The following is a 13,648-nucleotide window of genomic DNA, read 5'->3' on the forward strand; positions in this document are numbered from 1 at the left end:
ATCCGCGGACGACCGCCAAGACCGGGTGCCCGTTCCTCCGCGCGTCCGAAAGTCGTTCCAGCAGTGCAAGTCCGACTCCCTCCGCGGAGCCGAATCCGTCCGCGGTCGACGCGAACGCCTTGCATCGGCCGTCCGGGGACAGGCCGTGCTGACGACTGAATTCGGTGAACATGTGCGGCGTCGCCATCAGCGCGACGCCGCCCGCCACCGCCATGGTGCATTCGTCGTTGCGCAGCGCCTGCGCGGCGAGGTGCAGTGCGACGAGGGAGGATGAGCAGGCGGTGTCGATGGTGACGGCGGGCCCTTCGAGGCCGAAGGTGTAGGCGACCCGGCCGGAGGCGACGCTGGCCGTCGTGCCGGTGAGCAGGTAGCCCGCCAACTCCTCCGGCGGTTCGGTGAGACGAGTCTGGTAGTCCTGATAGGACAGTCCGACGAAAACGCCGGTGTCGCTGCCACGCAGGGTGGTCGGGTCGATGCCCGCGGATTCAATGGTTTCCCAAGTGGTTTCGAGGAGGAGGCGTTGCTGGGGATCCATGGCGAGCGCTTCCCGGGGCGAGATCCCGAAGAACGTGGCATCGAATTCCGCGGCGTCGTAGCGGAATCCGCCCCGTGTCGTCACCGAGCCGCCGGGCCCGTCCGGTGTCTCGCGCAGGCGCGCCAGGTCCCAGCCGCGGTCGTCCGGGAACTCGCCGGTGGCGTCCCGGCCCTCGGCGACCAAGCGCCACAGGTCTTCCGGCGAATCGACCGCCCCCGGGTAACGGCACGCCATCGCGACGATGACGACCGGGTCGTCGTCGGGCCGCGCCGCTGGTGTGGTGGCGGCCGCCTCGGCGTCGTCCGCGCCGAACAGTCGCGACTCGAGGTAGCGGGCCACCGCGGCGGGCGTCGGATGATCGAACACCAGACTCGACGGCAGTCGCTCGCCCGCTTCGGCCCCGAGCCGGTTGCGCAGTTCCACGCCGGTGAGCGAGTCGAATCCGAGGTCGCGGAACGGTCGTTCGACGTCGACGGCCATCGCGTCCGCGTGCCCGAGGACCGCGGCGACCTGACTGCGTACCTCCGCGAGCACCGCGGCGGGACGCTGCCGGACAGGCAACCCGCCCAGCCGCGCGGTCAGGCCGTTCCCTGCGGTGTCGGCGCGGCCACCGGCACCGGTGTCGAGCAGAGCGCGCACGCTGGGCAGCTCCTCGATGAGCGGCCGCCTGCGGGCCTCGGTGTAGGCGAGGAAGAATCGGTCCCACCGGATGTCGGCCACCATGACGCAGGCGCGCTCCTCGGCCTCGTCGCGGAGCAGGATCTCCAACGCGCGAGCGGGATCCAGGGTCGCCACGCCGTGCCGCCGGAGCCGGTCCTCCACGCTGCCGGTCGCGGCCATGCCGTCCCCGGCCCACGGACCCCACGCGTACGAGGTGGCGGGCAGACCGAGGCCGCGCCGATGCTCGGCGAGCGCGTCGAGATAGGCGTTGCCCGGCGAGTAACCGCCTTGACCGGGAATTCCGAGAACGCCCGAGACAGAGGAGAAGAGGACGAAATCCGTCAGCTCCATCCCCACGGTGAGTTCATGGAGGTGTCGTGCACCTTCGGCTTTCACCCGCAGCACCCGGTCGAGCTGATCGACCGTCAGCGCGTCGACCACCGCGTCGTCGAGGGTGCCCGCCGCGTGGAAGATCGAGGTCACCGGGAAGCTCGCGAGCAGTTGCGCCACCGCGGCACGATCGCCGACATCGCAAGCTACCACACTGATTTCGGCGCCGAGCGCGCGTAACTCCGCCGTGAGCTCGGCGGCGCCGGGCGCCGCCGGTCCACGACGGCTCGCGAGGACGAGGTGGCGGGCACCGTCGTGGGCGAGCCGTCGGGCGAGCTGCGTGCCGAGCGCACCGGTACCACCGGTGATGAGCACGACCTCGCGCGGTCCGCGTGCTACCGGCTCGGCGGGGCGGGCGGGGACAAGCCTGCGGACGAACGCGCCGGATTCACGCAGGGCCAGTTGATCTTCCACGCGCTGGGCCAAGGCGGCCAGCAGCCTTTCGATGACCCGCTCGTCGGGTGCGGCGGGCAGATCGATGAGCCCGCCCCAGCGTTCCGGCTGCTCCAGTGCCACCACCCGACCGAGGCCCCAGGCCTGCTGCTGGACCGGCTCGCGCACCGTCTCCGCCCGGTCCACCGCGACCGCTGCGCAGGTCAGCGTCCACAGCGGAACCGCAGCAGCCGCATCCGCGAGCGCGTGCACCAGGGTGAGGGTCGCGCCCGTGCCGGTGGGCACCGCAGGGTGCTCGGGCAGCGTCGTGCCCGCCAGCGCCAGCAGCGACAGCACGCCCGACAGCGCATCGGGCAACTGGTCGCGTAGTTCGGTGCGCGACTGTGTGCCCACCCGCAGCTCGATCACCTCGGCACCGCAGGCCCGCAGCGCGTTTCGCAGTGCCGGCAGCCAGGGTGGTTGCGCCAGACCCTCCGGCACGACGACAAGCCAACGGCCGGAGGGTGTTCCGGTGCCGAGGGCAGTCGACACTGTCCACTCGACCGAGTAGCGCAGTGCGTCGAGATCGGCGCGCTCGCGGCGCAGCTCCCGCCAGCGGGCCAGTACGGAGGTGGCCTCGCCGAGCCAGTCGGGTCGGTTCGCGCGCAGTCCGAGTACCGCCGCGACGGTGTCGGTGTCGTCGGCGGCCACCGCCGCCCAGAATTCGCTGGAATCATCGACGGCGGGTGCCGGAGCCGGGGCGTCGAGCCAATACCGGCTGCGCTGGAAGGGATAGGTGGGCAAAGAGATTCGGCGTGCGCCGGGCTGGAACCCGGACCGGTCGACGGCGACTCCGCCGACCCAGGCCGTCGCCGCGGCGGCGAGCAGGCGAGAGCGGCTCCCGTCGTCGCGGCGCAGGGTGCCGACGCTCACGACGGTCGCCCCCGTGGCGTCGGCGGCGTCCTCGACCGGCGTGGTGAGTACCGGGTGCGGGCTCGGCTCGACGAAGGTGGAGTGGGTGGGTAACAGCGTCTGGACGACCGGATGGAACAGCACGGGCCTGCGGAGGTTGCGGTACCAGTAGTCCGCGGTGAGTTCGGTGCCGTCGAGGCGGTCACCCGTGACGGTGGAGTAGAAGGCGATGGTCCCGGGCTGCGGCGTGATCGGGGCTAGTGCCGCGGCAAGCTCGTCGCGAATGACTTCGACATCGGAGGTGTGCGAGGCATAGTCGACCGGGATGCGGCGGACGCGGACGCCCTGCTGTTCCAGCGTCACGAGGAGCTGTTCGAGTGAGTGTCGTTGCCCGGCAACGACCGTCGCCGACGGCCCGTTGTGCGCCGCGATCGCGACGTCGTGGTGCGCGGCGAGTACTTCGTCGATGGCCTCGGTGGGCAGGGCGATGGAGGCCATGGCGCCTTTGCCCGCGAGCTGTCCGGCGATGATGCGGCTGCGGAGCGCGCTGATCCGCGCGCCGTCGTCGAGGGTGAGTATGCCCGCGACGCAGGCGGCGGCGATTTCGCCCTGCGAGTGCCCGATGACCGCGTCCGGTTCGACACCGAACGAACGCCAGGTCTCGGCGAGGGCGACCATCATCGCCCACAGCGCGGGCTGGACGACGTCGACGCGATCCAGTGCGCCGTCGCGCAGCACGTCGGTGAGCGACCAGTCGACGAACGGCGCGAGGGCTCGTTCGCAGCAAGCGATCCGGTCCGCGAAAACCTGTGTGCTGTCGAGAAGTTCGGCACCCATGCCGACCCATTGCGAGCCCTGGCCTGGAAAGACGAACACGGTCTTGCCCCGAGGTCGCGCCGTCCCCCGGACGAGCAGCGGGTGTGGCTGCCCGTCGTGCAGCGCCGCGAGCACCTCGCCGCGCTGCTCGACGGTCGCACCGAACACCGCGGCACGCAGCTCGAAGGCGGGCCTGCCGGTCGCGAGCGTGTGACCGACGTCGGCCGGCGCTGTCTGCGGATGCGTCGACAGGTGCTCGCGCAACCGTCGCGCCTGGGCGCGCACCGCCTGCTCAGCGGTGGCCGACAGCAGCCACGGCGCGTCGAGATCGTGCTGCACCGGCTGCGCGGCATCGTCGTTCGTTCGGTCGGGCGCCTGTTCGAGCACGACATGGGCGTTGGTGCCGCTGATGCCGAACGAGGAGATACCGGCGCGCCGCGGCCACGGCTGCTCCGGCCAGTCCTGCGGCTCGGTGAGCAGCCGGACGGCCCCCGCGGCCCAGTCGACATGCGGTGTAGGTTCGTCGATATGCAGGGTGCGCGGGAGCGTGCCATGCCGCATCGCCATGATCATCTTGAGTACGCCGGCGATGCCCGCCGCCGCTTGGGTGTGGCCGATATTGGATTTGACCGAGCCAAGCCAGAGCGGTCGTTCGCGGTCTTGTCCGTAGGTGGCCAGCAGTGCCCGGGCTTCGATGGGATCGCCGAGTCGCGTTCCGGTGCCGTGAGCTTCGACCGCGTCCACCTCGGCGGCCCGGAGTCCGGCGTCAGCCAGCGCCTGCCGGATGACGCGCTGCTGCGCCGGGCCGCTGGGTGCGGTCAGCCCGTTGGACGCGCCGTCCTGATTGATCGCTGATCCGCGAACGAGCGCCAGTACCTCGTGGTTGTTCGCCTGTGCCACCGAAAGGCGTTCCAGCAGAAGCAGTCCGACCCCTTCGCCCCAACCCGTACCGTCCGCGGCACCCGCGAAGGCCTTGCAGCGCCCATCCGCCGACAACCCGTTCTGCCGGGCGAACTCCACGAAGATGCCGGGGGAGGACAGCACGGTGACCCCGCCCGCCAGCGCCATGGTGCACTCGCCGCGTCGCACCGCCGCGGCGGCGAGATGCAGTGCCACCAGCGAGGACGAGCACGCGGTGTCGACGGTGACCGCCGGCCCGGCCAGCCCGAGTGTGTAGGCCAACCGGCCGGACGCCACACTCGCCGTAGTGCCGGTCAGCCGGTAGCCGTCGCTGCCGTCGGCCGGTTCGTGGAGCCGAGGGCCGTAGTCCTGCGCCATCGCGCCGATGAAAACGCCGGTATCGCTGCCGCGCAGTGTGGTCGGGTCGATTCCGGCGGACTCGATGGCCTCCCAGGTGGTTTCGAGCAGCAGTCGTTGCTGCGGGTCCATGGCCAGCGCTTCTCGTGGCGAGATGCCGAAGAACGCGGCGTCGAATTCCGCTGCGTCGTAGAGGAACCCGCCCCGCACCGCGGCTGAGTCGCCGTCGAGCTGCCAGCCGCGATCGGCGGGAGCGGCGCCGATCACGTCGCGACCCTCGGCGATCAGCCGCCAAAAATCCGCGGGTGTGGCGACGCCACCAGGGTAGCGGCAGGCCATTCCGACGATCGCCACCGGATCGTCGTCCGCCCCTTGTCGGAGCGGCGTCGCCGGGGGCGGCGTCGTCCGCGTGGTGCCCGCGAGGAGATCGGTCAGATATGCGGACAGCGCGTGTGGCGTCGGATAGTCGAACACGGCGGCGGGTGACAGATAGACCCCACTCGCCTTGGAAAGCTCAGCGCACAGGGTCGCGCCGACGATCGAGGTCATACCCTGGGCACGCAGCGGTCTGGTGTCCGCGACGGCGGCGGGGTCGTCGAAGCCCAGCGCCACCGCGGTGTGTCTGCGCACCAGGTCGAGCACCGCATCGGGTAGGTCTTCGGTCCGCGTCTCGCGCAGGCGCAGCGCGGTCGCGGAGAGGTCGTCTTCGGTCGCGGTGGTCACGCTGTCGAACCAGTGGCGGGTGCGCTGGAAAGGGTAGGTGGGCAGCGGAACCCTTCGGGCATCGGCACCTTCGAACCGCGCGGCCCAGTCGACGGGGACACCTGCGGTCCATGCCTCGGCCGCCGAGGTCAGCAGCCGGGCCAGCGAGCCCTCCCCGCGGCGCACGGTGCCGATCGCGGTCACGGCTACCCCGGCGGCCGCGGCCGTTTCCTGAATCGGGACGGTGAGCATCGGATGCGGGCTCGGTTCGATGAACATGTCGTAGGCGTCCAGCAGGGCCGTGACGACCGGTTCGAACAGCACCGTCTCGCGCAGATTCCGGCACCAGTACGCGGCGGACAACTCGGCGCCGTGCAGGCGAGCGCCGGTGACGGTGGAGTAGAACGGAATCTCGCCCGCCCGCGGCGTGATCGGCGCGAGGACCTCGAGCAACTCGGCGGTGACGGCGTCGACCGCTACGGAATGTGAGGCGTAGTCGACCGGCACCCGGCGCACCCGTACGTCACGACGTTCCAGCAGTTCGAGTAGGTGTTCGAGCGGTTCCGTCGGTCCGCTGACGACGGTGGAGTTCGGTCCGTTCAATGCCGCGAGGCCGACCTCGGGGTGCTCGGCCAGGAGCTCGCGCAGCGCCTCGGCGGACAGCGCGATCGAGGCCATCCCGCCGAGGCCCGCGAGCTGCGCGGCGATGACCTGGCTGCGCAGCGCGACGATCCGGGCGCCGTCGGCCAGCGAGAGGATGCCCGCCACGCACGCGGCCGCGATCTCGCCCTGCGAATGCCCGACGACGGCGGCCGGCCGCACGCCGAGGCTTTGCCATACCCGCGTCAGCGCGATCATCACCGCCCACAGCGCGGGCTGCACCACGTCCACACGATCCAGCGCGGTGCCGTCGCCACGCAACACCTCGTGCAGCGGCCAGTCGACGAAGGGTGCGAGCGCCGCGGTGCAGGTGTCTATCGCCTCCGCGAATACCGGTGAGCAGTCGAGCAACTCGGCCGCCATTCCGATCCACTGCGCGCCCTGACCGGGGAAGATGAAGACCGGTTCCGCGAGACCGGCCGCGAGACCGGACGAGACCGCCGTCGAAGGCTCACCCGCCGCCAGCGCGGTGAGACCGGCGCGGGCGGCGTCGTGGTCCGCGCCGAGCACGACGGCACGATGCGCGAACTGTGAGCGGGACGTGATCAGCGACCATCCGACATCGGCGACAGCCGCGCCGCTGTCGAGCGTGCCGGTGAGCCGAATCGCTTGGGCTCGTAGGGCTGCGGCGCTTGCCGCGGACAGGACGAGCGGGACAGGCACGGCAGCGCTGGATGACCGCACGGCACCGCCGGGTGACGGGCCGACCGGCGCGTCGGCTGCTGGCGGCGCGGAAACCGCGACGTGGCAATTGGTTCCGCCGACACCGAAGGAACTCACGCCGAACAGCGCGGATTCCGTGCGCACCGGCTCGACGCGGGTCTGCACGCGCAGATTGCGCTCGTCCAGCGCGAGCGCGGGGTGTGGCGCGTGGAAATCCGCGGTGGGCACCAGCATTCCGGCGTGGACGCAGAGCGCTGTCTTGAGGAAACCGGCGATGCCCGCCGCCGCCTCCAGATGACCGATGTTCGATTTGATCGACCCGACCGCGAGCGGGTCGCCCGGCGCGCGCGCCGCACCGAGCACCGCACCGAGTGCGGCGGCCTCGACCGGATCGCCTACCGGCGTACCGGTTCCGTGCAGTTCGACATGCACCACCGCAGCCGGGTCGAGGCCGGCCTGCTGGTACGCGGCGCGGATCGCCTCGGCCTGCCCGTTCGCGGTCGGGGTGGAAAGCTGTTCGCCGCCACCGTCGTTGCTGACGCCGCTGCCTCGAATCACGCAGTAGACACGGTCGCCGTCGGCGAGCGCGGCCGCCAAGGGTTTGAGCACGACGGCGCCGCCGCCCTCGCCCTGACCGAAACCGTTTGCCCGCGTGTCGAAGACGTGACAGCGGCCGTCCGGCGACAACGCACCGAACCGGTGCGCGGCGATCGCGTGGTGCGGGGAGAGGCGCAGTGTCACGCCACCGGCGATCGCGATCTCGGATTCGCCTCGCCGCAGGCTCGCCGCGGCGAGATGGACGGCGACCAGCGAGGACGCCTGCCCCGCATCGACCACCAGACTCGGTCCCTTCGCCTCGAGGAAGTACGAGACCCGATTGGCGACCAGGGCGCGCGACGCGCCGGTGAACGTGTGCGGGGTGATCGCCTCGGCGCCCTGTGCGCGCACGAGGCTGCTGTAGTCGTCGCCGGCGACGCCGACGAAGACACCGGTGCGGGTGCCCCCCACCGCGTCCGCCGGGATTCCGGCGTCCTCCAAGGCTTCCCAGCCGAGCTCGAGCATCAGTCGCTGCTGTGGATCCATCGCCGCGGCCTCGCGCGGGGAGACCCGAAAGAATCCCGCGTCGAAGCCCGCAATGTCGTCGAGGAACGCGCCGCGGCGTAGCACCGCGCGCTCGGCCTCGGAAAGCCCTGCCAGCGTTGAGGGTTCCCATCGCGCGTCCGAGATCGGCGCGTCCACCGCAGTGCCCGCCCGCAGCAGTGACCACAGTGCGGCAGGGTTGTCCGCGCCGGGAAACCGGCAGGCGATTCCGACAACCGCGATGCCACCATCGAGAGGAAGCGACACCAGATTCCCTTTCTCGGGTTCGGTTCACCGAAGGCTGATCGCGCGCTCCGGGCAGTTGGCCGCACAATGCCGTGCGGCCTGCTCCAGTGTCGTCGGCACCGGACCGGTCGTGCGGACGACGCCGTAGCCGAGGTCGTCGCAGTCGAAAAGGTCTGGGGCCAGATCCATACAGCGCAGATGCCCCTGGCACTTCTCGGTATTCAGGAAGATGCGCACGGGGCGCCTCCGAGTAGCAGGTCGAGCTTGCGCGGCCCCCACACATGACCGGTCGACCAGCTCACCGCCGCACCGGGTGCGAGGGTGAACTCGGGAATGACGCGCAACCATTCCTCGAGCGCGATCCGCATTTCCATGCGGGCGATCGAGGAGCCGAGGCAGCGGTGGATGCCGACGCCGAAGGCCAAGTGGCGATTCACCGCTCGGTCGAGCAATACGCGGTCCGCGGCCGGGAACTCGGCGGCATCCCTGTTGGCCGACGGCACGCCCATCAGGATCGAGTCGCCCGCGACCAGATCCACGCCGTGGAAGTGGGTATCGCCGGTGACCACCCGCGCGACCTGAACGGGGGAGTAGACCCGCAGGAACTCCTCCACCGCGGTGGGGATCAGCTCCGGCTCCGCCACCAGTCGGGCACGGTCCTCGGGATGGCGGGCGAGGTGCCACAGGCTGCTGCCGATAGCGCTCCAGGTCGTGTCGATGCCCGCCGTGATGATCAGCACGAGTGCGCCGATCAATTCCTGGCCCGCGAGCTTCTCGCCGTCGATCTCCGCCGAGAGCACGCAGCTCACCAGGTCATCGCGCGGGTCATTGCGCCGTTCGGCGATGAGTTCGTTGAGATAGCGGGTGGTTTCGACCATCGCCGCCTTGGTCTCGGACAGTTCGTTCGATTCGAGCAGCGCGCGCATGCGATCGGCGAATTCCTGCTCGCGCTCGCCGGCACAGCCGATCATCCTGGCCATGAACCGGGACGGAATCTGCTTGGCGTACGCGGCCGCGGCGTCGCAGCGGTCCTGCTCCGCGAGTGCCGTGGCCAGCGCACAGGCGTGCTCGCGCACCGACGATTCCATGGCCTTGATGGTCTGGGGACTGAAGGCGGGCAGCAGGGTGCGCCGAAACGTGCTGTGCCGGGGTGGATCCAGGGTGATCGGCGGCCGGTCGGCGAGTTCGGCCCCGAAGGCATCCTTGGGCACGCTGATCGAGACCGAGGAGAACAGGTCCGGAGCCTTGGCGACATCGTTGACCGCCTGATAGCTGGTCGCTATCCAATAGCCGCCGAGTTTATCACTGTGCGCCACCGGGCACCGCGCCCGCATATCGTCGTAGACGGTGAACGGGTTTTCCGAGGGCGGTGGCGCGAAAAGATCGAATTGGCGGTGCTCGGACACTTCTACCACCTGCCGTCGAGCGTGCGATACCGAACGATGAATGACCGGATTCGGCGCAGCACGGAAATGGTCTCTGGTTTCGCTGCTCCCTTTTTCGGAGCAAGGCTCGTGCGACCCGAATCGAGGTAATCAGTTGTGTTCTTGCTGATTCGAAGGTGCGGCACGTAAACATAACCGCCGCACAATAGTATTGTCTGCGGAGGATGTTGCATGGTTCATTCTTACGGGGCTGCGGCGCGGAGTGTAAAGTGAACTTTCGTACGAGCAAAAAAGAACGTGTACGAAAGTTCACTCTCGTACGAAGGTTCAATGTACAACCCGGATTTCGGTGGGGTATCAAAGAGAAGACGTGCAATATTCTGCTTCGCCCGCCGGACCGAGGATGAGAATGTCCGATAAAGCACCGGAAGTCGACTTCGATCACCACTCGACGGAGTACGCTCGCGATCCGTGGGCGGTCAATATCGCGTTGAACTCGAGCACGCCGGTGGCGCACAGCAGCCACCATGGCGGCTTCTGGCTCGTCACGGGATATGACCAGGCTGCTCAGGTGGCGCACCAGCCCGAACTCTTCTCCTCCGCGCACGAGGTACCGAACGTCGAGGGGCGCCCGCAGGGCACCGTGGTGCCCGCCTCGTCGTTTCGCGGCCTCCCACTGGAAATCGACCCGCCCGAGTTCCTGGCGTGGCGTCGGGCGCTGAACGGCTTCTTCTCCCCGCCCGCGGCGCGCAAGCTGCGGCCGCGAATCCAGCGCTACGCCACCTGGTGCGTGGACCGGTGCATCGCGGACGGCGAGATCGATCTCGTCCTCGATCTGTCGAATCCGGTGCCCGCGTTGATCACGCTCGACATGGTCGGCCTTCCGTTGGACGACTGGGAGATCTACGCCGAGGCCGTGCACGCACTGGTGTACACCCTGCCGGGAACCCCGGAATTCGCCCGGGTGGAGGCCGGATTCGCCCAGCTCGTCGCCGAGGTGCGGGAGCTGATCCCCAAGCGGCGCGCGCAACCCGGCGACGACCTGCTCAGCTTCCTGACCCAGCTCGAGATCGAGGGCGAGCCGATTTCCGACGAGGACATCGTCGCGGTGTGCAACGCGGTGATTCCCGGCGGCGTCGACACCACAACGGCCTTGCTCGCCAACACCTTCGACTATCTCGACCGCAACCGGGAAGCGCGCCGCAGGTTGATCGAGTCGCCTGAACTGATCCCGCGCGTCTGCGATGAATTCCTGCGGTACTACACCCCGGTCATGGGCGCCGGGCGCACCGTGATGGCCGACACCACCATCGACGGCTGCCCGGTGGGCAAGGGCGAGCGGGTCCTGCTGTCCTGGGCCGCGGCGAACCTGGACGCGAAGATGTTCGCCGACCCGGAGGTCATAGATCTCGACCGCGACGCGCACAAACAGGCGGCGTTCGGCCTGGGTATCCACCGGTGCATCGGCCGCCATATCGCGCGCATGGATTTCGAGGTGATGGTCGGCGAGGTACTGCGCCGGATGCCCGATTACCAGATCGTTGCCGGTGCCGCCGAGAAATATCCGACGGTGGGGCAGATCAACGGCTACGTGAAAATGCCTGCCCGTTTCACTCCCGGCCCCCGGATCGGGCCCGCAGCGGCCACCGCCGCCGCCTTGTCATCATCGATGGAGAGATAGCGCGATGCCCCAATCCACAAGATCACTGCGCCTCGGCGCCATCATCGACGGGCCGGGCGGACATATCGCCGCGTGGCGGCACCCGCTTGCCCCGCCGGACGCTCAGCTCGATTTCGCGTTTCACCGGCGCAACGCCCAGGCATTGGAGCGCGGGATATTCGATTGCGTGTTCGTCGCGGACGTCGTCGCGCTGTGGGGAACAGACCTCGAGCACTTGAGCAGGACCGCCCGCAACGAGCACTTCGAGCCGCTCGCGCTGCTCTCGGCCTACGCGGCGAGCACCGAGCATCTCGGTGTCGTCGCGACCGCGACGACGACCTACAACGACCCGTACGATCTCGCGCGCAAGTTCGCCTCCCTCGACCATCTCAGCGGTGGCCGGTCCGGCTGGAACGTGGTCACCTCGGCCGCGCCGTGGGAGTCGCGCAACTTCGGGTTCCCCGAGCACATGGAACACGACCTGCGCTACACCAGAGCGGATGAGTTTCTCTCGGTGGTGAACGGGCTTTGGTCCAAGGGGCGTACGCCGATCGACCACCACGGTCGCTTCTTCAGCGTGCGCGGTCCGCTCAATGTGGCGCCGACGCCGCAGGGGCGGCCGGTGATCTTCCAGGCCGGTGCCTCGCCGGTCGGACGCGATTTCGCGGCGCGACACGGGGAGGTGATCTTCACCAGGCACACGCAGCTCTCCGACGCTCAGGAGTTCTACGCCGACATGAAGGCGCGCGCCGTCGGTCACGGCCGCAATCCTGACATGATCCAGATCTGGCCCGGTCTGCAGCCGATCGTCGCGAGCACCGAGGCCGAAGCGAAGCTACGACTGCGCGAGCTACAGGAACTGATGCCCGATATCGTCGCGCTGCGCGCGCTGCAGGACCAGCTCGGCGCCGTGGACCTGACCGGCTATCCGCTGGACGGGCCGGTGCCGGAACTGCCCATGAACAACAACTCCCGCAGCACCGCTCAGCGCTGGATCGATCTGGCGCGCCGCGAGAACCTGACGCTGCGGCAGCTGTCGCTGCGTACGGCGGGCGATATCGTCGCGGGCACTCCCGAGCAGCTCGCCGACCACATGTCGACCATGTTCACCCAGGCGGCGGCCGACGGATTCATCGTCGATTTCCCCTACCTGCCAGGCGCATTGGACGATTTCCTCGAGGCCGTCGTGCCGGAGCTGCGCAAGCGCGGTCTGGTGCGCACATCCTATCTGGACGGCACGCTGCGGGATAACCTCGGCCTCACCGACACCGCGCTGGCAGGTGCCCGATGAGCCTCGTCCTCTTCACCCGGCTGTCGCTCGCATCGGCCGGTGCCGAGACCGGCAGGGCCGCCTTCGCCCGGGCACAGGAGCGGGCCCGTGCCGCGCAACTGGCCGGTATCGACGCGCTGCTCTTGGACGACCGGCAGAGTGTGCGTCCTGGCGCGCCGGACGAACTGGAGGCGGGCACGCTCGCCGCGGCACTGGCCGTCGTCACCGAAGACATCGGGCTGGTGCCGACGATCTCGGCGCAGCACCTCGCCCCGTATCACGTCGCCAGGCTGCTCGCGACGCTCGACCATCTCAGCGCCGGTCGCGCAGGCTGGGTACTGCGCGCGTCGAGCGAAGACGGCGAGGACGCCAACTACCACGCGGACAGCGCGCTGTCCGCCGACCAACAGTGGTCTCGCGCTGCGGAATTCGCCGAGGTGCTGCGCGGGTTGTGGGACAGCTTCGAGGACGAGGCGTTCCTGCGCGACCGCGTCTCGGGTGTCTACTTCCGGCCGGAGCGGCTGCACACCCTCGACCATCGAGGCGAGCATTTCGACGTAGCGGGGCCGCTGAACATCGCCCGCGCACCGCAGGGGCACCCGGTGCTGGTACACCGTGCGGACAGCGCCCGCGCCGTCACGCTCGCCGGTCGCGTCGCCGATGTGGTGATCGTGCCCGCCGCCATGGCGCACGAGATCGGCGGCGCGGTGGTCGATTCCGCGCGCGCGGCCGGTCGCGGACGCGCCGACGTGGTGATCCTGCGCGAGCAGGCGGCGGACACGCCGATCGGGCAACTGATCGAGCTGGCCGAGGACGAATCGGTCGACGGCTTCGCGCTGCTCGACCCGGCGGACCGATCTGTCGACGACGCGTTCGCCGGCGTGCTGGCCACCGCGCGCGCCCTGCGGCGCATCGCCGCGCCCGGGCAAGCCCCGAGCTTGCGGGCGCGCTTGGGACTTCGCCGCCCGGTCGGCCGACGCCCGGCGGCATGACCCGCACCGCCATCCATTCCCGCGCCCTCCGGCGGCGACGAACACCCA

Annotated in this window: 6 protein-coding genes; 3 read left to right on the forward strand and 3 right to left on the reverse strand. The window is 69.7% G+C overall.

All coding sequences use genetic code 11. The annotated features are described in order from the left end of the window. The 3 genes from ON39_RS42760 to ON39_RS42770 form a co-directional block, all read right to left on the reverse strand. On the reverse strand, positions 1-8,314 hold an 8,314-nt coding region (locus ON39_RS42760; RefSeq protein ID WP_157195637.1), incomplete at its 3' end, for a type I polyketide synthase. A 24-nt stretch (positions 8,315-8,338) separates the two neighbouring features. Further along, complete coding sequence (locus tag ON39_RS42765; protein WP_040742796.1) at positions 8,339-8,530, reverse strand: ferredoxin; 192 nt, start codon at positions 8,528-8,530, stop codon at positions 8,339-8,341. After that, the gene (locus ON39_RS42770) at positions 8,515-9,699 is read right to left on the reverse strand and encodes a cytochrome P450 (RefSeq protein ID WP_051187832.1); all 1,185 of its coding nucleotides are present in this window, start codon (positions 9,697-9,699) and stop codon (positions 8,515-8,517) included. Before ON39_RS42770 ends, ON39_RS42765 begins: the two co-directional genes overlap by 16 nt. 388 nt (positions 9,700-10,087) lie before the next feature. On the opposite strand from ON39_RS42770, the gene ON39_RS42775 reads away from it, so the two are divergent. The 3 genes from ON39_RS42775 to ON39_RS46585 are packed head-to-tail and all read left to right on the forward strand — an operon-like array spanning position 10,088 to position 13,600. Beyond that, positions 10,088-11,359, forward strand: coding sequence for a cytochrome P450 (locus ON39_RS42775; protein WP_246003130.1), 1,272 nt, complete (start codon positions 10,088-10,090; stop codon positions 11,357-11,359). A 4-nt stretch (positions 11,360-11,363) separates the two neighbouring features. Further along, positions 11,364-12,629 (forward strand): LLM class flavin-dependent oxidoreductase, encoded by a 1,266-nt coding sequence (locus tag ON39_RS42780; RefSeq protein ID WP_040742799.1) that lies wholly within the window; start codon positions 11,364-11,366, stop codon positions 12,627-12,629. Then, on the forward strand, positions 12,626-13,600 hold the full coding sequence (locus tag ON39_RS46585; RefSeq protein ID WP_051187833.1) for an LLM class flavin-dependent oxidoreductase: 975 nt from the start codon (positions 12,626-12,628) through the stop codon (positions 13,598-13,600). Before ON39_RS42780 ends, ON39_RS46585 begins: the two co-directional genes overlap by 4 nt. The last annotated feature ends 48 nt before the right edge of the window (positions 13,601-13,648 follow it).

The organism is Nocardia tenerifensis NBRC 101015 (assembly GCF_000308715.1).
Classification (GTDB): domain Bacteria; phylum Actinomycetota; class Actinomycetes; order Mycobacteriales; family Mycobacteriaceae; genus Nocardia; species Nocardia tenerifensis.